The 22141-nt window shown below is 44.8% G+C and carries 11 protein-coding genes and 1 riboswitch; of the genes, 7 read left to right on the top strand and 4 right to left on the bottom strand.

Annotated elements, in window-relative coordinates; all coding sequences use genetic code 11:
- The first annotated feature begins 9 nt into the window (after window positions 1-9).
- The 3 genes from KNO92_RS00490 to KNO92_RS00480 all read left to right on the top strand — a co-directional run bounded on the left by KNO92_RS00490 (window position 10) and on the right by KNO92_RS00480 (window position 2114).
- A complete protein-coding gene (locus KNO92_RS00490) occupies window positions 10-972 on the top strand; it encodes an aldose epimerase family protein (protein WP_214759677.1) in 963 nt (320 codons plus the stop codon).
- A gap of 123 nt (window positions 973-1095) precedes the next feature.
- Complete coding sequence (locus KNO92_RS00485; protein WP_214759674.1) at window positions 1096-1752, top strand: hypothetical protein; 657 nt, start codon at window positions 1096-1098, stop codon at window positions 1750-1752.
- A 17-nt stretch (window positions 1753-1769) separates the two neighbouring features.
- Window positions 1770-2114 (top strand): hypothetical protein, encoded by a 345-nt coding sequence (locus KNO92_RS00480; RefSeq protein ID WP_214759672.1) that lies wholly within the window; start codon window positions 1770-1772, stop codon window positions 2112-2114.
- A 304-nt stretch (window positions 2115-2418) separates the two neighbouring features.
- On the opposite strand, the gene KNO92_RS00475 is transcribed toward KNO92_RS00480, so the two are convergent.
- Window positions 2419-3771, bottom strand: a complete 1353-nt coding sequence (locus KNO92_RS00475) for a PDDEXK-like family protein (RefSeq protein WP_214759670.1) — start codon at window positions 3769-3771, stop codon at window positions 2419-2421.
- Window positions 3772-3968: 197 nt separating this feature from the next.
- Between KNO92_RS00475 and KNO92_RS00470 the strand changes: the two genes are divergently transcribed.
- Together KNO92_RS00470 and KNO92_RS14955 are read left to right on the top strand one after the other, a co-directional pair.
- The gene (locus KNO92_RS00470) at window positions 3969-4733 is read left to right on the top strand and encodes an SH3 domain-containing protein (RefSeq protein ID WP_214759669.1); all 765 of its coding nucleotides are present in this window, start codon (window positions 3969-3971) and stop codon (window positions 4731-4733) included.
- Window positions 4734-5064: 331 nt separating this feature from the next.
- The gene (locus tag KNO92_RS14955; protein ID WP_214759667.1) at window positions 5065-9639 is read left to right on the top strand and encodes an Ig-like domain-containing protein; all 4575 of its coding nucleotides are present in this window, start codon (window positions 5065-5067) and stop codon (window positions 9637-9639) included.
- 93 nt (window positions 9640-9732) lie between these two features.
- Here the strand turns inward: KNO92_RS14955 and KNO92_RS00460 are convergent, their stop codons facing one another.
- The 3 genes from KNO92_RS00460 to KNO92_RS00450 are packed head-to-tail and all read right to left on the bottom strand — an operon-like array spanning window position 9733 to window position 14890.
- On the bottom strand, window positions 9733-10542 hold the full coding sequence (locus KNO92_RS00460; RefSeq protein ID WP_214759666.1) for a DarT1-associated NADAR antitoxin family protein: 810 nt from the start codon (window positions 10540-10542) through the stop codon (window positions 9733-9735).
- Entirely contained in the window at window positions 10542-11210 is a 669-nt protein-coding gene (locus tag KNO92_RS00455) for a hypothetical protein (protein WP_214759665.1), read from the bottom strand. The genes KNO92_RS00460 and KNO92_RS00455 overlap by 1 nt, the downstream gene beginning before the upstream one ends.
- The gene (locus tag KNO92_RS00450) at window positions 11207-14890 is read right to left on the bottom strand and encodes a RecQ family ATP-dependent DNA helicase (RefSeq protein ID WP_214759664.1); all 3684 of its coding nucleotides are present in this window, start codon (window positions 14888-14890) and stop codon (window positions 11207-11209) included. The genes KNO92_RS00455 and KNO92_RS00450 overlap by 4 nt, the downstream gene beginning before the upstream one ends.
- Window positions 14891-15398: 508 nt before the next feature.
- Window positions 15399-15475, top strand: a riboswitch (cyclic di-GMP riboswitch).
- Between the two features lie 13 nt (window positions 15476-15488).
- Here KNO92_RS00450 and KNO92_RS00445 point away from each other — a divergent pair.
- Both KNO92_RS00445 and KNO92_RS00440 read left to right on the top strand, forming a co-directional pair.
- Window positions 15489-16256 (top strand): transglutaminase-like domain-containing protein, encoded by a 768-nt coding sequence (locus KNO92_RS00445; RefSeq protein ID WP_214694252.1) that lies wholly within the window; start codon window positions 15489-15491, stop codon window positions 16254-16256.
- A gap of 116 nt (window positions 16257-16372) precedes the next feature.
- A complete protein-coding gene (locus KNO92_RS00440) occupies window positions 16373-22078 on the top strand; it encodes a SpaA isopeptide-forming pilin-related protein (protein WP_214759663.1) in 5706 nt (1901 codons plus the stop codon).
- Window positions 22079-22141 lie beyond the last annotated feature (63 nt).

Raw genomic sequence — 22141 nt, 5'->3', positions numbered from 1 at the left:
GTTGTACGAGTGAAACAAGCGACGATTCAAAACACCAACGGCATGAAACTATCCGCCATCGACTATGGATGTGCGATGACGGAACTGACGGCCCCGGACCGAGACGGCAATCTCGATTCGGTCATCTTGAAATATGGGGACGTCTCTCAATACTTAGAGAATCCGGTCTATCTCGGATCAGTCGTCGGGCGGATTGCCGGAAGGATTCGCGATGCGGAAATCGATGGCGTTGCCTTGACCCCAAGCGAGGCGCCCCATCATATCCATGGAGGCGACAAAGGCATCACGGCCCGTCACTGGGAGATGGATGCCGACGAGCAGTGCATTCAGTTCACGTATGTGAGCCCGAACGGGGAAGAAGGATATCCCGGAAACGTCTTCTTCAAAGTGTTATATGAGCTGACAGATGACAATGAACTGATTGTCACGATGACGGCGGAGACGGACAAACTGACGTGGGTCAACCTGAACCAGCACAACTACTTCAATCTCGGGGGACGCCCGACCATCCATGACCATGAGCTGACGCTACCAGCCGATTCGGTCGGGGTGCTCGATGCGGAATCACTTCCGACAGGGGAGTTGCGGGATGTGAGCGGTACCCCGTTTGATTTCCGGGACGGAAAAGCGGTCCGAGAAGCGCTCGAGTCAGGAGACGAGGCGATTGTAAAAGCCGGTGGGCTCGATCATCCGTTCATCTTGAAGAACGGGGAGACGAGGCTACATGATCCGGTGAGCGGACGGACGATGACCGTCGAGACGAATCAACCCGTCATGGTCGTCTATACGGGTAACTTCCTCAGTGAAGAGACACCGGTGACGCTTGACGGCCGACAAAAACATAGTGCGATTTGTCTCGAGGCACAGGCGTTCCCGGACGCCCCGAACCATCCAGACATCGCGACATCGATTGAACTGAAACCGGGTGAGTTGTATCACTCGCGGACGGTGTATCGGTTTGGGGTGGAATGACAAAAGAGTCAAAGTGTTTATCCAAAAACACTTTGACTCTTTTTGAGTCTTTGACAAAGGGTGGTTTACCTGTTATATTAAATTAAGAAAGTAAACAAAAAAACTTAGGGAGTGTTAGAGTCTATGAGTACTAGACGAATATTTCAATTGAAAAGTCGTCCCCATGGAATCGAGAGGGGCAAGTTATTTATTGATGAAGGGTTCGTTTGTATCGGTTGGCCAGGTATTGGTGACTTAACTAATGTTGGTCGGGAAGAAATCAGAGCACGTCTAAAACATGAATATGGTTATACGGGTCAACAACTGGGAGCTTACACGGGTGCTGTCAATCGTTTTGTGAATGATATTCAACCGGAGGATGTGATTTTAGTTCCGATAGGGGTGATTGTTCATATTGGAATAGTGGGACCTTATTATTATGAATCGAAATTTGATAATGAAGAGGGAATGTGTCATCGACGAAAGGTTACTTGGACAGCTACCGTTCTCAAATCAAAACTCAATTATGATGTAATTGAGTTTGTAAAAAATAGAGGAATCATCACTAAGTTTTCTGGGATGTTCGAAGATGCGGAACTGGATGATTTTTTAACCTTGGATGACGATGACGATATGCCGATTATCATTTCTAATACAAGGCGAGTAGAACGTAACTGGTTTGATGATGGAACAATAGAACGTGCAAAAGAAGTTATCATATCGTCACTGAATTCAAACGATTCAGAAATACGTTTAAAGGCAGCAGTCGAAATTTTACGAATATCTCAACTAGAAAGTTAAAATTCGGAGGACTAGATATGCTTTTTTCAATCGATGGTAAGCAAATTGTATCAGTGGCATATGAAGCGGAGTTCAAAAAACGCATGAAATTTTTAAACGATACTGATTATAAAAAAATTATCGATGAACTGAATAGAGTAATTAATAGTGGAGATGTGCATACTTCTAGTTGGATACCAGGAAGTGACTGGAGAAACACAATTTATGAACCGATTTGGATTGCTTGTCAAAAAAATGATGTACTGGCCGCAAAATTCTACGGTCAAATCTTGTACAAAGTTATGATGGATCGTCCTGAAAATTGGTGCTTTGGTGATTTTTCACATGCGAAAGGAAAGACATATTTTAAAATTCATGACTAACATAAAAGAGATGTAAAGTAGGATTGATTGAAAAAAGGATTTAAAAAATTGTAAAATGATTTTTGACAAATGAGTGTCATTTCATTTGAAAATAGAACTTTGTTGTATTCCTATTTTTAAATGAAATGTTTTTTATCCTTAGGTATATTAATCGTAAGGTAATTCAAAAAAACAAAACGGAACTTCAATTAAATTAAAACCGGATGAGTTGTATCACTCGCGGACGGTGTATCGGTTCGGGGTGGAGTAAGCATAAAGACTACTTCCTTCGCTTCGGAATTTGAAGCGAAGGAAGTGGTCTATTTTATGAATTGATATGATTGTTTTCAGCTACCTCTTTCAACACATCAACTATACTGCTATGGAAATCTCGAAATGCGTCGGTTTCTACTAAATCTTTCATCGTTTGATGTACATGGTTGGCGTTCGTCCAATCTGAAACATCCATCGTATCTGTATAAATGCGAGTGAACTTTTTCCCTTCTTGTTTTCCTGATTTCATAAAGGAAATTCCTTTTTCTTCGATGGCTTCCAATAGTTCAAGACGACGTTCATAAGGAATCGGACCAACTTCGACATATAGTTTGAGTCGCTTGTCGCCTTTTCGTTCAAACCACATGATGAGCGCATAATTGAGCCAATAGCGTTTCAAGCGAGGCAATTGTTCAAGTGCAGGTAACCACTCGTTCATCACAAAGTTTGGAACACGTGAATGTGCACTATACACATTCAATTGCAGTTCATTTGCGAACGATTCAAATGCCTGAGGCAGAATGTTCCCACTCACTTTAATAATGTGATCGATGGTCTGCCGCTTTCGGTTATAAATGATGCGTAGATGTCTTTTGGTATCCTCATCTAACGTCTTTAAGATACGCGTCGCTTTTCGAAGGTCAACTTGTTTTTGTTTTAATGGATTGGCATTCGCAAAAAGTAGTTGAATGGCAAGCGTATTCTCTTGATACAGCTGTAGTGCCGTACGGTCCGCTTCTTCGTTCTCGACGAGGCGCTCTTCCAACAAATTCGTGTAATACGTTAAGAAATCATAAATGTTGTCAGCAATCGTTGCACGATTCAATTCAAGTTCTTGTTTGATGATAGTCAACACATCACCGTAGTCGAGTACCCAATAGTCTTCATGCGAAGGAAGGTCACTCGATAAGGTGAGGTAGACGGGTAGCACGTTCCGATTCGGAAACATGTCTTTCACGTGAGTGATATATCGAGTCAATTGTCCAGACGACTCACTAGAATGGAACTTATTTTCGATGAGTAAGGTGATATTGAGAGTGGGGATATCGATGAGTAAGTCAATCGACCCATTTCCCGTATACCATTCACGATGAACAACTACATCCGAGAGAGCTTGATGAGAGAAGGCTAAGTAATCGAACAGATGAATTTTATCTTCATTGTCTTGTTTTGTAATGAGATGCATCAGTAATTTTCTCAAGAAGAAGCTCCCGAGACGATGATTCTCGTTAGGGTCTAATAACCAGGCGAGTACGTTCGAATGTCGAATCTCATATTGATCGACCCGTAACACTTTCAATGGATTGAATTGCTCGAATTGTTGATGCAGTCGATTAAATTCAGGTGCATTTTCAAGCTGAAGAATGGTGTCCAGTTGAATCGATTGTTCAGAAGTGGGATTCATGTATTAGCCTCCTTAACATATAATGTAAGTTCATTAAATCATACAATGAATTAGTATCCTTTAATAAAATTACTATAAGTATGAAATGGGAGTTAAAAAATCAAAAAACGATTTTCTTATTTCCTAAAATCTCCGAAAAAGCAATATGATCACTTGATAAACTACATATAAAGAATAAAGTCATGGAGGCTATACATATGAAGAAGTTGTTAAGTGGCGTTATGTTAGCGGTGTTTTGTTTGACAGTCGTACTGTCACCAGCTCAGATTCCTTTTTCTCAAGGTCATGTGAGTAAAGTTGAAGCAGCGATTGAAAAGCAGTTCAACAAATCGAGTAAAATCTATGCATCACGTAGTCGAAAGGCAAAAGTCATTCTTAACGTCAAAAAGAATCAGACTGTCACGGTCCTTGAGACAGTCGGTAGTTGGAGCAGAGTGCGTGCGAGTAAGAAAACAGGATGGACTGCAAACCGAGATTTGAGTGTGGTGAAGCCGAAGATTGAGATTGATCGCCCTTCGCCAACAGCTCTATTTGAAAAGGTGAAGCTAGATCCCCGTTTCACCGAATTTGAGGGTATTCGTCGCGTTGGCTATAAATATGAAAAGGGAGAAGAGAATTTGCTTCAGGTGTTTCACCTCGAAGATAAAGGGATTTTAGCCATGCACCACTGGTTTGGTGATGCCTATAAACCAGGCGTCAGACCAAAAGAACGTGAAGCAATGATGAAATATCAATACGAATCCATTCAAATGATGGGTGAGTTGATGTACGGACCTGGTACACAAGAAGCTAAAAACTATACGAATGTGGCATCTGCACACATGACTGAGGTGGAACAGCTCGTCATGGAAGACTGGCATAATCGGATGCGCTATTTCAAAGAGGGAACATTCCGTGCAAATGGAGATTCCTTTAAATATTATATGGCTGGTCCAGGGATTGAGATCGGGTTTACTGAATAAAACAGGAATTCTACGCATGAAATGTGGAGTGGAAAGTTCATGTATAAATAAGCGTTTAGGAAAGTGGAGCGACCAAAAATGGTCACTCCACTTTTTTGTGTTGTTCATGCCCCTATTTTTATAAAATAGGTCATTTCGTTTTTGAAAAACGTGCTATATTTTTATATGGGATTTATAGGATTCATATTCAAAAACCTACATATAAGAAAAGAGAAGAGGAAAACATATGAAGAAGTGGTTGGTCAAATTTTAAGGGTAACTAATCAAAAAAATACAATTTTCTAATAAGCATACGTAAAGATTGAACTGAGTAATAAAGGAGGATATTTATGTGAAGAAATTTATGAGTTTACTAATTTGTATGATGCTACTGTTTAGCGTGCACATCGACTCTTTTTCTTTAGTAGTGGATGCGGAAGTGGATACGGTCAAACCGGAACTGAGAAGCATCAGCCTCGACAAGAGATCTGTCGTGCCGGGGGAGAGCGTCGGTATCACGGTCGATGCCGTTGATGAGGGCGGGAGTGGCATCCGTGCGGTCGATGTCTACTACAGCAGCCCGGTCACCGGCAAAACGAAAAGTGTACGATTGACCTTGGATGAGGATGGAAAGTACCGCGGGCAGCTCGCGATGACATCGAACGACGAGTCGGGCACCTGGATCATCTACTACGTGGTGATTTACGACAACATGGGAAACTATTTGGACACGTATAACTCGAACAACCCAAGAGTACTCTCTTCTTGGAACAAGAAAGATTTCAGTGAGTATAATTTTGAGATGAGCGGGACGCAGGTGGATACAATCAAGCCTGAACTGAGAAGCATCAGCCTCGACAAGGAGTCTGTCGTGCCGGGGGAGAGCGTCGGTATCACGGTCGATGCCATTGATGAGGGTGGGAGTGGCATCCGTGCGGTCGATGTCTACTACAGCAGCCCGGTCACCGGTAAAACGAAAAGTGTGCGATTGACCTTGGACGAGGATGGAAAGTACCGCGGGCAGCTCGCGATGACATCGAACGACGAGTCGGGCACCTGGATCATCTACTACGTGGTGATTTACGACAACATGGGAAACTATTTGGACACGTATAACTCGAACAACCCAAGAGTACTCTCTTCTTGGAACAAGAAAGATTTCAGTGAGTATAATTTTGAGATGAGTGGGACGCAGGTGGATACAATCAAACCGGAACTGAGAAGCATCAGCCTCGACAAGGAATCTGTCGTGCCGGGGGAGAGCGTCGGTATCACGGTCGATGCCGTTGATGAGGGCGGGAGTGGCATCCGTGCGGTCGATGTCTACTACAGCAGCCCGGTCACCGGCAAAACGAAAAGTGTACGATTGACCTTGGATGAGGATGGAAAGTACCGCGGGCAGCTCGCGATGACATCGAACGACGAGTCGGGCACCTGGATCATCTACTACGTGGTGATTTACGACAACATGGGAAACTATTTGGACACGTATAACTCGAACAACCCAAGAGTACTCTCTTCTTGGAACAAGAAAGATTTTAGTGATTATAACTTTGAATTAGTTGAGGATATTATGTATCCTGTGTTCGAAAAAATCGATTCAACCTCACTCGAACTGGATGATGGGGATTTCAATTCACTAACTGTGTTTGCTTCTGATAATTCAAAATTAAAGTCAGTTAATGCCACGTTTGTGAACGAGTTCAATGAAACAGTGACTTTATCGAGTACGAATGTCACAACAGATGGATTTAACATGGAGCTGCCTCGTAACGCATTCCCTAAAGAAGCAGCAACATGGAAACTCCAGTCCTTGCGTATTCAAGATATGAATGCGAATGAAACAATCGTGACAGAAGGGTTATCTTTCACAGTTCAAACGCTCGCTCCAATCACGCCTGTCGATGCTCGCATCGTTAAGTCAAATGAGTCTTGGAGTTACACAACGGTGAACCAGGATATTTACATCATGCCAGGTGCCACATTGACGCTCGGACAAGGGACTGTTCTTAACGGTAAGGTATATGTCGGTGGACGCTTACGAATGACTGGGGGCGTGACGGCATACGGTCAGGTTCGTGGGACATATTTTATTAACGGGTATTATATACCTTCTCAAGATGGGATGATTGTCATCTCAGGGTCGAATCTTGTGTATTCAAAAACTGCAACGAATCAATTATATGACACGTTACCCTTCCGACTCGAAAGCACACCTGTATTCGAACAAGATGGACAGGTGTCAGTATCGGGATCATTTATTCCGTTGTCGACTCTCTACTTAAACGGGGAACCACTCCAAACGAAAGCGAACGGGACGTTCCGTGTCGAGTTGAAGACTCCGGAAGATCGGACGTTACGTTTCTCGATGACCGATGCTTACGGTAAGATTCACCGATGGTCATATCGAGTGTATAAGACGGACGTTCCAGTCGTAACTGCCACACTCGACAGTGGTATCTATTTGAAAGGTCAGACGGTTGGATTGACGGCGACCGATGGGACGATTCATGTCACACGCAACAATCAAACATCCGTTTATGAAGGTCCCTTCACGCTCAATGAGACCGTGAGCCTCTCTGCTTATGCGAAGGATGAGATTGATCGTACATCTGAGACCGTATCCCGTCGATATGAAATCATGACGATTGATCCTGTGACGAACCGAGATACGTCGATTCAAGGAACGGCGGAACCGGGGATACATGTGACATTGACACTCGGCGCAGACACATCTACAGTGACGACCGATGAAACGGGTCGATTCGTCTTCGACGGCCTACAGTTAACCAATCAATCCACATTCTCAATCCAAGCGACACACGGGATGCTGGCGAGTGACGTTTGGACGAAGTCAATTCAAGATGTGATTGCACCGATCGTGACAGGTGTGTCACATGACCATTTTTATGCTCAGCCTGTCTCGTTCACGTTCAATGAAGGGACAGCGACGTTGAATGGCAATGTCGTCACGTCGCCTGTCCGTGTTGAAACGGATGGAACCTATGAGTTAGTGGTTAAGGATGAAGCGAACAATCAGACAATCGTGCGTTTCACGTTGGATCAGCAAGCGCCTGTTTTGACGGGAGTGCCGAACGATTTGACCAATCAAATCGTGACACCGACCTTCAATGAAGGAGTAGCGTTGTTGAATGGGAAATCGTTCACGTCAGGTCAATCGATTACGACAGACGGAACGTATACGCTGATTGTTCGAGACAAAGCTGGAAATGAAACGAAACAATCATTCTCGATTGACCGTACCGCGCCTGTCGTCAGCAATATTCAAAACGGATCATTTAACCGAAATATTACTCCAGTCTTTGGAGAAGGTACCGCGACCTTAAATGACAAACCGTTCACGAGTGGGACGCTCGTGTCGGAAGAAGGCGTCTATGAATTAGTGGTCAAGGATGACGCGGAGAACGTCACAAAAATCACGTTCACCATCGATAAGACAGCAGTCGAGGTTCAAGGCGTGACAGCTAACGGATACTATCAATCGGCACGTCCGACCTTCAGCGAAGGAACCGCGACCTTGAACGACAAACCGTTCACGAGTGGGACGGTCGTGTCGGAAGAAGGCGTCTATGAACTAGTGGTCAAAGATGAGGCGGGGAACGTCACGAAGGTCACGTTTACCATCGATAAAACGGCAGTCGAAGTTCAGGGTGTGACGGCTGATGGATACTATCAATCGGCACGTCCGATCTTCAGCGAAGGAACCGCGACCTTGAACGATAAACCGTTCACAAGTGGGACGCTTGTGTCGGAAGAAGGCATCTATGAACTAGTTGTCAAGGATGAGGCGGGGAACGTCACAAAACTTACGTTCACCATCGATAAGACCGCGGTCGAGGTTCAAGGCGTGACAGAAGATGGCACGTACCCGTCCGCTCAACCGACATTTAGTGAGGGAGAGGCAACACTGAACGGAAAACCGTTCACATCGGGTCAAGCTATCGCAACCGACGGAAACTATACATTGATCGTCACCGATCGAGCTGGAAATCAGACCGTCGTTCACTTCACGATTGATGCAACACCTCCAGCAGTCAGTGGCTTCACGTCAGGAAAAGTCGCCTATCGAGAAGTGAAACCAACCTTTACAGAAGGAACAGCGACATTGAACGGGAAGTCATTCCTTTTCGGGACAACGATTGCCACAGCAGGGAAATATACGTTGGAGATTACAGATGTGCATGGGAACAAGCGGAGCGAAATGTTTTCGATTGATCGCACCTCCCCAGTCGTGTCTGGAGTGACGCATCGCCAATTGACGAATAAAGACCTCGTCATCAAGTTCAATGAAGGAACGGCAACATTGAACGGAAAGCGGATCGCCAATCAGACGAAAGTGAGTACTTCTGGAACATATACACTTCGTGTGACGGATGCCGCTGGTAATATCACACAACTTACATTCACAATCGACAAGAAAGCACCTGCTCGGCCGACCCTTCTCACGCTCACGAACAAATCGACTCGCGTGACGGGGAAAGCAGAAAAGGGAGCGATGGTGTACATTTACTACAACAACCGTACGTATAAAACGAAAGCAAGCAGTACAGGTGTGTATCGCTACGATATGAAGACGACAAAAGTCGGGGCGACGGTTTCGGTTCGCGCATTAGACGCCGCCGGCAATCTTTCGCCGCTCACGTCGCTACGTGTCCTCAACACGTTCCGTACGTTTTCTGTCAACTCGGTCCGAGCAAACCAGACTTACGTGACGGGTAAAGGGAACAAAGGGGCGACGGTTCAGGCTTTTGTTGGTTCGAAAGCCATCAGCAAGACGGCTAAAGTCGATTCCCGAGGAAATTATATACTAGTGATTCCACGTCAGAAATCAGGCGTGACGGTCACAGTGAAGATGCAACAGAGTGGGTATCAAGATATAAAGAAAATGATTAGAGTTACACGATAACTATAAAAGTACGTCTGCACATTAAAGCGTCCCCCTACAAGTTCCTCGGAACAATCCGACTTGTAGGGGGACGCTTTTTAGTCATGTAGTTGATTAGAAAAAAGATGGTTGTTCGGTTGATTCAGCGAAATGTCCATACAGCCGTTTCATTTTTTGGGGGGAATGAACCATTTCTGCAATCTGTTCATCCGTATAGTCGGCATTCTTTAGCGTGGTGAAGATTGCGCAACTTCTCGCTTGGCAATTGAATGGTCCTTTCTCTTTTGAGTACTCGATTTTTTGGTTAAACTCGATATCAGTGAAGGCGTCATACTCAATCAAACGATTAGACTGTGAGGGATTTTGTAAGAGTGCAGCGATATAGACCGCATCATAAAACATACTCTTTGGTTCAGTCTCCCAGCGGACTTTTCCGGAAGTAAAACCAATCAGACGTCTGTTCAACCGATTTTGACAGTATACACAAATCGATTCGTCATCGAAGAACTGTTTATTTTTATATTCGATGTCATGGGTGAGACAAGGCTTTTTGGATTCGTGTGTCTGAATGCGACAATCGTTGCGAGCCTTCTTTGGGTTAACATGTAGCAAGTCTAAATAAGGGCCGCCGTCATTAAACTGTTTGTAGGCTTGAAGAATATTTTCGACACTTACCGCGTTCAATTTCAAGTTGAAAGCAGACAATTGGACTCCGAAATCTAAATCCACGGATCTTCTAGAAATTTCAGCCGGGATGTAGCCAAGGTCTTCAAGCACGTGCAACATGCTTAACGAAGACTTTTGTGGTTGCTGCCAGCTCATTTCAGAACACCATTCAAATTCAATGGTTTGTTCCTTGAAGGCGCGCATGCCGGGATGCCAATCTTTCACTGAAAAGAAGGCGACTCGTTTTGCGTTTGCCATTATCGTTTTCTCCCAAAGATTCCGGCTCTTGAGTTGGCAATTAATATATCTCCGTTTGTCTCTAACCACTCCAAAATAGAGTCCGTTTTTTTCAATAAGTCACGTTGGTTTTGTTCGCTTTTTTCGAGTCGTTCCATCATCATGTGGATTGAGTCTTCCGTTCGTTTCTCATATTGTTCAATCTTCGTATCGAATTGATTTAACTGTTTTAACAAGTCATCATGTGCGCTTTTGATTTGAAGATTCATGTATTGTTGATAATTCTCAATCGTGTTCGTCAAGTTGGTGATTCCACTCAAATGTCGTGCGTAGTCTTTGCTTAAGTCATTGTTCGTCGCTTCGAGCTGGTGGTATATTGTCGTAAAATCTGACAGTCCTTCACCTAAGGTGATTTGGAGTTCTGGAATCAGGGAATTTAGTCGATCATGAGTTTCGTTAATTTGATCAAATAATTCAATCATTTCTGACTCACCGAGTGATTGGAACAAAGAATGCAACAGGTTGATCTCGGTCACGACCTCAGCTAAGCTCTTTGAAATCTTTGATGTCTCTTCCTCAAACTGAGCTTGAGTCGATACTTTTTTTGTGAGCGTCCGTTTGATTGATGAGATATTTTCAATCAATTCTGCTGTCTGTTCTTCTAGTGATTTGATTTTTTCGGTGTTCATAAATCGGCCAACTCCTTCAATACCTCGTTCGACAAGGTGTGGAATGTATGAATCAAATATGCACGGCTTAGTGCATCGCTTTCGTAGTCGTCAAGCAAGCACTGACGGTATTCGTCACCCAATTCATGTGTGATGATTTGAAGGACGCTATTCCAATCAGATTCATTAAGTGTGTGATTACATAGGGCGGATACGACGTGTGTGTATAGGAAGTCTCGATCCATTCCATAGGACTGTTTTCCATAGTGCAAAGAATAGCGTATCGTATTGAGGGCACTTTCAATCGTGTCATATTTTACTTGTAAGTTAAGCATGACGAAATAAAAGCCAAAATGTTCCGGGTATGCTTCTAATAGACGACTTGTTTGAGTAAGGACCCGATGTGCCATTTTCTTAGAGGTGACACGGTTTAAAAAATCATGAAGTGCTTCTAAATCAGTTGCCTTTGAAATCAGGTCACTGACATTCACTTTGTCACCAGTCGACAAATAGTCGATTATTTTTTTGCGTAAATGCTCGCCACCTTGGAGCGGGTCATCGAATGTTGACGCCTCGGATGTGAACAACAACATGTTACGCATCGCAATGCGACGTCCTTCTTCAACAATTTTGTAAGTGAACTCTTTAAGCAGTGTCTCAACCGCGGCTAACATATAGTCTGCAGGTGATTGTTCAAATCCATACGTGGCTTGCTTCAATAACTCGATTTGTGTTTGCACATACCCGTCATCTTCCTGATATCCTGCAATGTACGCCTTGTAATGCTCCTCAATCATTGCGGGTGAGAACTCACGTAATGAGGTATTCAATGTTTTATGGGCATGGTCAATCGTATAATCTGCGACATAACCGAGCAAACGCAAACGATATAGCGTTTTTTCCAACTTGATTTGTATCTCATCTTCAAAAGGAATGGATAACCGTCCATCTAGCAAATGACTCAATACGAATCGGGTCGTATTCAACTCCTCATCAATACCTGAGAAGGAACTGGAGTGGAAAAAGATGATTCGGGAAACATCATCACCTTGCCAAGGTTTGTCTCCTTTTGTTTTCCGATTTTCCTCCATGATTTTACTTACCGGTGTCTTCGTACTATCTAATAGACGTTGATTCACTTCTGGATAGTCATCAGAGAGGATGATCCAACACACCGCAGGTTTACCGTCGCGGGCGCAACGCCCAGCTTCTTGATAGTAAGACTCGATTGAACTGGAAATACCATAATGGATGGCCCAACGAATATTCGGTTTATCAATACCCATCCCGTATGATTTGGTCGCAGAAAGAGCAATCAAATTATTATTCTTAAAATTTCTCGCATTTACTTTTTTATCATCAGGGTCAAGCTTTCCATTGTAAACACCGCATCGATTGTCAGGTAACAGGTGATTCAATTTAGATTGTACATATCGAGTACCATACGGATGATAATTTCCATTTTGCCACCGCTTCTCGCCGGCAATCGTACAAAAAATCAATCCGCAATGCGTGTCGCCCTCTTTTAATTCATAAAAATGATCGAACAAGTCGTCGAAATGATTCGGAATCTCATGCTTTAGAATGTGTTCGAGCGCTTTTTCTTTCGCCGAGGAAGCACAATTAATTACACGAAATTCGATTTCTTTTCGGTCAAAGCTCTCGGGTTGAATGACCGCATCTTCTTCGTATATCTCCAAGTCCCGTTGCATATCTCGTAAAACACTGGCACTGGCTGTTCCTGTCAAGGCGAGTAAAGGAGGTGGGGTACGGCCTTCTGTCGTACAAATGCGTCTGCAAGTTTGGGCAAGACTCAAGTATGCGGTCCGAAAATCGTGTCCCCACTCCGATACGCAGTGGGCCTCATCAATCGCAATCAATGAAATGAGATTCGTTCTCGCGTAATAATGGACTTTATTTCGGAACACTTGATTTTGGAACCGTTCAGGTGAGACGAAGGTCATGAAATATTGCCCTCTCCCGATATCGATTTCGACTTGTTGTTTATCCTCAGTGTCTGCCACTAGTTCGGTCACGCGGTCGATTCCTTTTCGATATAAGTTATCCACTTGATCGTAGGCGAGGCTGACGATTGGATCGACGATGAAAGAAACGCCAGGTGTGATGAGAGAAAGTAACTGATAAACGATGGACTTTCCGCTACCTGTAGGGAGCAACACAATCGAATCTTGATGATTCAACGCACGTACAATCCCATCGATTTGATTTGGACGGAACGTGTCGAAACCAAAAATATAGTGCAGTAAAAATTCTAAATGCTTCTGATCAACGTTTACATCGACTATTTCTTGGACTCGGATGAAATTGCGCATGTAATCTTCAGGCGCAGTCCGTGAAGAGATATGAACAAAGTGTTCTCCGGACTGTTGGTTCGATATGACCAAAGAGTTCGGTTTGCGTGATAATGAAAGTTGTTTGAAGAAGGGATCGACGTTATATAAAGAAGCAACATGATGATCGAGTTCCACAATGTCTTGAAAGATGGCGTCTGCTACTTCTTGAGCAATATTGTCTATCCCGATGCTATCACCGGGCTTTAGCTTTTGAAGTTTAATCAGTTCAATTAAAGCAGACTGAATTTGATGGGCGTAGCGGATTGTTCGGAACTCATCATCGGGGTTGACGAGTTGGGCAATCGTTTTTTCGAGAGAGACGGATAAACGCGTCATTCTTCCTCGGTTTATGATTTTTTCGAGAACGGACAAGGCGGATAGTTGATTTCGAGTTCGGTGTTGTTTCTCATCAAAAGGTGAGGCACTGTATTGCATTTGCCAATAGGTAGGTGTTCGAGCTGTCGATTTGTCATATTGCCGCTCCTCAAAATATTGGCTCGGGAGCGCATACGTATCGAAAACTGCGGTTGATTGATTCGCGATAAACAGTTTCTCGATTTGTTTCATTTCCTGCTCGGTGGCAAACCAACTGGTTAAGTACAACTCTTGTACATATTTGTTGATTTCTTCTTGTTTCAGCACCAGACCGTTTGATGGGTGTTTACTGTTGCGCTGGTTGGTTAACTCAAGAAGTTTCGAAATCATTTGACTGAGCGTCAATGTGTCTTCTAAGTTCGAATCGTGTTGTTTCGAAATCAAGCCTTTCTGAAACTTGAATTTAGTATTTCCTTGGATGATGGTTACGGCAGGGAAAAGGGTATTAATCTTTTTCATCAATGGTTCGTCACACATGTCTCCCACATAAATGAAATTGATATAAGATGGGTCAATTTTTGTTTTGACGAGCACTTCAGATTGAATGTCAGTTGGGGCGTTTTCCGGTAGCTGTTCACGAAGCCCTGCAAACAGTTCCTCGACATGAACGTGTTGGACATTGTGACTTGCGGCATTCGTCGACGTGAATAAATAATCCTTCGGGTCAAGATCCTTTAACAAAGAAGGGTCGAGGCTGAAAATGACGTAATTACAATGGGGATTCGTGAGTCTGAACTTATAAAACATTCTCGCGTTTAAATTAGACACGCTTAAATTGATATGGTTTTTTCCATCGAATCTTCTGTCGTCATTAAACTGATAACGAATACGTTTCCGGTCCAGTTCACTCCTAGGCAAGATGCCTAGATGCGCAATGCTTTCTAAGTTATTGGCTTCTGTAAAATGAAGAAGTTCTTTCACGCCTCTCTTTGTTAGAAAGTCATAAATCCTCGTACTTTCTCCAGTAGCCATGTAGTCACATCCTTCCGTCTAAAAAATCACAGTTTGTGCGGTAGTCCCTATGAAATTTCTTTCGACGGTGCAATACAATGCACATGAAAAAGATTGTATCGTTCTCGTAAACTGTTGTATTATACAACTCCGTTCCTTCACACAAACAATCTAATAAGAACTGAACAATAAGGTAATAAAGTCTATGTCTGTTTTACCCTGTAATTGGTATTCGTATGCCGTTTTTTGAAGAGCACGAAATCGATATATAACAAAAAAGACCAAATCGAAAAGCGTTAACAGAATCGAACAGAGTACAAACCATATCGATGAACGCTCCATAAACCAATCGTTTCTCGCAAAGTATGCTGACGGTATCGAAAAATCTTTATGATCAAGGAAGTTCATCTCCCGAGAGGTCGAGTTTTTCTTTAGGTATAAAGACTTAAAGTAAATATCCATTCCCCTGAATCACAAAAAGATTAAGAGGTTCAATATACCTATATGCTAAATTAGTCATGTAAGACTTCACTGATAATGGCAAAACTATGCGAAAGCTAGTGACGCAAAGCTAAAGGGCCTTTAACATGGCAGCCAGTTTCCAAAGGAGGTTCGTCTCATGAAGAAATTCTTCACGGGGATGTTGGTATTGTTGTTCGCTTTGATTGTGTTGCGACCTGCCGCCGTAGATGCGGCGAGTACGCGTGTCGATACACGGACGGGGAAAGTTGACGTGTATATCTCGAGCCAAGACAAAGGCTCATTCAAGTTAGAGATTCGACAAGGCAAGCAGGTTCGCTATCATGATGTCTACAAGGGGAAAAATCATTTCAATTTAAACTATGGGAACGGGGATTATACATTCGCGCTCTATCAGTCATCGGATGGCAAGCGCTATAAGCGCATCAGCCTCCTTCAGAAAACGGTCCGTCTTACTCATTCATCGGCACCGTATCTCCATTCGACTCAAAACGTTTCCATCGATCATGTGACGTCGCGCCTCGCTTCGTCGCTGTCACGTTCATCCTACTCCACTTCACAGCAAACGCTCGTGACAAGCCGTCATGTCGGCAAGACCATTGCCTATGACTATAAAAAACTCACTAAACTCACTTCTACGTATTTGCCTGATCACGCGACAACGTTACGGACGAAACGTGGGATTTGCTATGACTTCGCTTCGTTGAATGCAGCACTTCTACGCGCGCAAGGCATTCCGACCCGTCTTGTCATGGGTTCCGCAAAGGGAGTGACGGGGTATCATGCTTGGAATGAAGTATTTATTAGTGGAAAGTGGCGCATCATTGATGTGACACGGGATGTGACGGAGAAACGTACGACGACGTTCCGTAGCGCCTCTGACTATCGTGCCTCAATCTATTACTGAACAATGACCAAGGTCCCTTCTTGAGAAGGCGGCCTTTTTTTGGTGTGTTCTTTGAGGCGAGTCTCCTTGTTCCACGTTTGTGATGTCTACAAACAAAGACACAGGAGGAAACGTACATGAAACGATGGTTATCCATTGTCTTGACCGTCTTGCTTGTCGTACAGCCGTTCGCTGTAACTGAACTTGCATATGCGGAAGGAACGGTTGATTCTTCCCAAACAGAGAGCACGGAAGAATCGAACCAATTGCTTGATGAGTCATCTGGAGAAGCGACTCCGGATGCCACCTCACCCGGAGAAGGAGAAACGTCTTCGGAAACGACTCCGACACTTCCGAATGAGAGTGATCCGGAGATAGAAACCGCACCACCGGTTCAACCGAGCGAGGAAGGTGGAGAAACACCAGCTCCAGATGAGCCGAAATCTGGAGAACCGGTAGCGGATCAAAAAGCTTCGAAGGAAGCAGTGCTCGACATCGAGGATGAAATCTTGACCGATTATGTAGTGACCGAGACGACAGAGACCGGGGGGACGGTAGATGTCGTCACGACGGATTCAATCGTCAAAATTGACTACAATTGGGCGCTTGCGAACGGACATCCATATGGAGAAGGATCGACGTACCGATTCCAAATCCCAGAGCAGCTCAAGATGTATCGCGCCGTGACGAACCAACCGTTGAACTTTATCGACGAGGGTGAAACAAAGTCGATGGGCTTATTCAACGTTGATGTGAATGGTAACGCGACAATCGTCTTCAATGAAAATGTGACACAGTTTTCAAATATCGGAGGCAAGCTTCAAGTGCTCACGCAAGTGAAGCAAACGACGACCGTCACGGAAGAGAACACAGTCGTCATCACACCGATTCAAGATCAACAGTCTTATACGCTTGAAGTCGGTGTACCCGCACCGGCGAGAGACATTTCAAAAAATGTCGTTCCAAACCGTGTATATAATCCAGAATCATTGACGTGGACTGTCGAGCTAAACAAAGGACTCAAAGCAATCACGGATGCGAAGATGATTGATGCGATTCCGACGGGGCTAAGTTACTTACCAAAGACGTTACGTGTCGAGCGTTTGGTGATCGACATGTCTGGAAACGTGACGGGAGCAGAACCTTATATCGGATTCACGACGAGTTATGAAAACCAAGAGCTCATCGTATCGCTTGGTGACACGAAGAACGCATACCGTATCACGTTCGACACAGATATTACGGATGAAGAAAAGGCGAGCTTCTTGAACACGGCGAACTTAGTTGGCGAGAAGTACAGCACGCTTCCGGCGACAGCTACGGCAACCGTGAAGCGTGGTGTTGAACTCGAGAAGAGTTCACCGGGCTATGTGGATAGTACCCAAACGATTCGATGGCAATCGAAAATCAACTATCGTCAAAAAGAGTTGACGAATTTGACGGTGACCGACTACTTTACAGACACCCACAAGCTATCGAAGTTGGAGTTATATGAAATCCAATTGGATGCGAACGGGAAAGAGGCGTCGCGTACGAAAGTCGACGTGACACCGACCGATCTCGCTAAGCCAGGGTTTGAAGGATTCACATTTGAGTTGGGTCAAAATAAAACGGCTTACTTGCTTCTCTATGAAACGACAGCCAAAGACCGTCAATTTGAAGCAGGTAAGGTAGACAATACAATCACAGTCGGCCAGTTCACGGACGGAGCTAGTCGTGGGACAAATCAAGCCGTCTTGCGAAAAGGTCATGACGCTCCGAACTACAATACGGAGACGATCAAGTGGAAAGTCAATATCAACCGTGACCAGAAAGTCATGAACAATGCCGTTTACACGGATGTATTCACGAACGGTGGTCTCACGTTAAAACCTGAGACTATCGAGATTAAAGAGACAGGAACGAGTAAAAAGCTTAGCCTTGGCACAGACTATACGGTCGATGAGACGGTGGCCGACGGGAAGAAAGGATTTATCATCACTTTCAATCAATCGCTCACAGTCGCTTATGATTTGTCATACGTCACATCGTTTGACTATGTTCAGCGTGATGACAAATCAATTCAAGAGTTGCGTAACCAAGCGACCATCGATTGGAAAGAGTCCGACGAGTCTGAGCGCTCGATTACGGTGAAAGATCAATTCAAGCCTTCGAAGTATTCTCGTGAGAATGGATTCAAAGGTGGCACGTATCATGCGGTGAATAAAGAGATCACATGGTCGCTCGGCGTGAACTTCCATGAATACGAGACGACAGACTTGAAAGTGATCGACACGTGGTCTCCAGGCCAGACACCTATCAAAGATTCATTGCGTGTCATCCCGATTGAACGAGGGTCTGGACAGGACTCATACCGAGAAATCGGGGAGCCGCTCGAAACGAGTGAGTATACGCTCTCGTGGGACGAGGAAAACAACACATTCACGCTTACTGTAAACGGAACGACACAACAAGCGTATGTCATCGTTTATAAAACCTCTCTCGCAGATCAAGTGACGAAGCCTACTTATACGAACGAGGCGGTCGTCACGATTGACGGGTTAGAGCCCGATCGATTGAGCGCATCCGTATCTGTTCAATTCGGTGGCCAACACATTGGGAAAATGGGGACACAAGATGACACGCTCATCAAATGGACCGTCCCAATCAACTACGGACAATCGACATTGGACAATGTCGTCATCACGGATACGCCTTCTGACAACCAAGAGCTGCTTCATTACGAGTACGAGGTCGACGATGAGAAGGTTGTAGACACGAGTATCGTCGTCTATGAGACAACTGTAGACGCAAAAGGGAATGTTACGCAGACGAACACGGTTGTCCCATCTTCAGACTACGATATCGTCAAAAACGAAGACGGTGGGTTCTCGTTGTCATTTAAGAAGACAATTGATCGCCCTTACGTCCTCACGTATGAGTCGCTCATCCTAGCAGCGGTCGGTGATCGCATCTCTAACGAAATTACAATGACTGCCGATCAAATTGAGGTCGAATCGGAGAAGCGTCAATCAAGCGTCACCGTTCGTTTAACGACTGGATTCGGGTCCGCTTCGGGTGAGCTTGGTGATTTGGTCATTCAAAAACAAGATGCCGACACACAAGCCTCATTACAAGGAGCCGAGTTCGTCTTGAAACTCGGAGAGCGCGTCATTCGCCGAGGTGAGACGGACGCTACAGGAACGCTCACGTTCGAACGACTTCTTTACGGAAAATACTCACTTGAAGAAGTGAAAGCTCCAAACGGATACGTTCATTTCAACAAGGCAAAAACGGTTGAAGTATCCGGTAAAAAAGAAGATGAAAAATTTGAATCGATCATCGTGACCAATCAAAAGGTTCGTCAAGACGTCACGTTGACGAAATACTCAGACTCGACGGCAGGGAACGTGTTACAAGGCGCGACATTCGCACTGTACAAACGAGCTGTCGCACCAGAGCTAGAAGACACGTTGATCTTGACGAAACAAACGGATGAGTCAGGTATCATCTCTGTCGAAAACTTGCTTCCGGGGAACTATTATTTCCTTGAAACGATTGCCCCAGGACATCATTTGCTTGATGACAAAACGGAGCATGGATTCGAAATCAAGGAAAACCAGTTGCAACCAACACTCGTGAGTGTCACGAACCAACCGTTCAAATCCATCGAACTGAAGAAAGTCGACTGGAAAGGTTCGATTCTCACATTGAACGATGACAAGAAGGTTGCAGAGTTTAACCTTGTTCTCGTAAAGGATGAAAAGGAAACGGTTCTTCGAGAAGGGTTGAAGGTTGGATTGAATGAGACGTTGCTCATTGAAGACCTTGACCTCGGTGAATATAAACTCATCGAAACGAAAGCACCGGACGGTTATATCCTCCCAGAAAATCGTGAAGTCGGAACATCATTCCACATCACGCTCGAGAGTCCGAAACGTCAGCAAGTCGTCGTGAAAAACGAGACGATGAAGACGGTTAAACTGATTAAAGTGGATCAGGATAACAAAACAAAAGTTCTTGAAGGGGCGAAATTTGAGCTCTTGAATGACAAAAAAGAAGTCATTCGTGAAAATATCGTGACCGGTGAAGATGGAACGGTCACAGTAGACCGTCTTGATATCGGGACGTACTACTTCAGAGAAGTAGAGGCACCTATTGGCTATATTCAAGACGCTACACTACAATCGTTTGACGTAAATTACGGGGATGATGGCGTGCAGTCGGTCACCGTGATGAACGAGCAACAAAAAGCTGTGCGTCTCGTGAAGACAGATGCCACATCTGGCGCTACATTAGCCGATGCGACATTCTCTCTCTTCCATAAAGATGATACACTCGTTCAAAAAGGGTTGAAGACTGATGGAAACGGAGAGATTTATGTCGACCAGTTAAATCCGGGCGAGTATTATTTCCGTGAAACGTCAGCGCCAGGCGGTTATATGTTGGACTCGAAAAAGTACCCGTTCACGCTCGTTCGCGGAACAAATGACGTCGTCTTGGTCGAAGCGACGAATGACCCATATAAAGCCGTCCAGATGACGAAAGTCGATTCGGAGTCTGGCGAACGACTCGCGGGTGCCACATTCAAACTTGTCGATGAACTAGGAAATCTGGTTCGTGAAGAGCTCGTGACGGATGAACGTGGTGAGATTTATGTTGGAGGCCTCACGCCGGGAACATACGCGTTCATTGAAACGAAAGCGCCGGCAGGTTACTTGTTAGATTCGAAAGAGCAACCATTCAGCGTGTTCGCTCTTCAATCAGTGCCATCGACATTGACGGTGACGAACGAACAGAAAAAAGCCGTCCGCCTCACGAAGACAGACCAAGCAACGAGCGCGTTACTCCCAGGGGCGACATTCAACTTGCTTGACGCATCGGGAGAGGTGATTCAAGAAAACCTCGTCACAGATGCGAATGGTGAGATTTACGTTCGCGATTTAGAGCCGGGCACGTATTCGTTCGTCGAGACGAACGCGCCGGCAGGATATATATTGGATGAAACAGCGCATACGTTCACAGTCGTGCGCGGTACGAATGAAGTCATTGCCATCAATGTGACCAATGACCCGTATAAGACAGTCCGTCTGACGAAAGTAGACGGAGAAACGAACAAACCACTCGCCGGTGCGACGTTTGATTTGGTGGATGCTGACGGATTGATCATTCAAAAAGGACTCGTCACGGATGCATCCGGTTTGATTGAAGTCAACAACCTCAAGACGGGGGACTATGTCTTCAAGGAAACGAAAGCACCGGCAGGATATATGCTCGACGAGACGAAACATACCTTCACGTTCAAAGAAGGCGATGTGTCACAATCATTGACCGTCGAGAATCAACGCATCAAGTCGTTGCTCATTCAGAAAGTGGATGACACAACGAAAAAACCGTTGAAAGGTGCAACATTCGACGTGCTTGATGAGACAGGTAAACGTGTCGCGACGGTGACAACGAATGCATCGGGTGAAACGAACGTAACAAACCTTGCGCTCGGTATGTACACTGTTGTGGAAACGAAAGCACCGATTGGTTACCTTCTTGATGAGACGCCGCAGCCGGTTCGTTTTGAGGCAGGTAAAAACGATACGGTGACACTCATCATCGAAAACACGATGGATCCTGACTACGAATTTGGAGATTCAGAAATTCCGGGTGGCTCAGGAACCGGTGATTCAGGTACGGATCCGGACGTGACGTTTGAAGAGGATGATGTTCCGACAGGAGCCGGTAAGCCGTCTATGACAGACCGGCTTCCGTTCCTTGGGACAAATCCTTCGAATGGTCTATGGATTGGATTGCTCTTACTACTAGTCGGAGCTGGATTCATCTGGTCGGCGAGAAAACGAAAAACCGCATGATGGAACAGGCTTTGCGCGATGATGAATGCGCAGAGCCTGTTTTTGTCTAGTTGATGTAAATTT

It is taken from the genome of Exiguobacterium sp. s129 (assembly GCF_018617585.1).
In the GTDB taxonomy this organism is placed as follows: Bacteria; Bacillota; Bacilli; order Exiguobacteriales; family Exiguobacteriaceae; genus Exiguobacterium; species Exiguobacterium aestuarii_A.
Note: the sequence above shows the minus strand (reverse complement) of the source record. Positions and strands in the feature narration are given on the sequence as shown.

Bases quoted from the DNA above. Each gene is read 5' to 3' on its own strand.
- KNO92_RS00455 (WP_214759665.1), bottom strand. From the start codon at position 11,210: ATGAACACCGAAAAAATCAAATCACTAGAAGAACAGACAGCAGAATTG.
- KNO92_RS00440 (WP_214759663.1), top strand. From the start codon at position 16,373: ATGAAACGATGGTTATCCATTGTCTTGACCGTCTTGCTTGTCGTACAG.
- KNO92_RS00475 (WP_214759670.1), bottom strand. From the start codon at position 3,771: ATGAATCCCACTTCTGAACAATCGATTCAACTGGACACCATTCTTCAG.
- KNO92_RS00480 (WP_214759672.1), top strand. From the start codon at position 1,770: ATGCTTTTTTCAATCGATGGTAAGCAAATTGTATCAGTGGCATATGAA.
- KNO92_RS00445 (WP_214694252.1), top strand. From the start codon at position 15,489: ATGAAGAAATTCTTCACGGGGATGTTGGTATTGTTGTTCGCTTTGATT.
- KNO92_RS00450 (WP_214759664.1), bottom strand. From the start codon at position 14,890: ATGGCTACTGGAGAAAGTACGAGGATTTATGACTTTCTAACAAAGAGA.
- KNO92_RS00485 (WP_214759674.1), top strand. From the start codon at position 1,096: ATGAGTACTAGACGAATATTTCAATTGAAAAGTCGTCCCCATGGAATC.
- KNO92_RS00460 (WP_214759666.1), bottom strand. From the start codon at position 10,542: ATGGCAAACGCAAAACGAGTCGCCTTCTTTTCAGTGAAAGATTGGCAT.
- KNO92_RS00470 (WP_214759669.1), top strand. From the start codon at position 3,969: ATGAAGAAGTTGTTAAGTGGCGTTATGTTAGCGGTGTTTTGTTTGACA.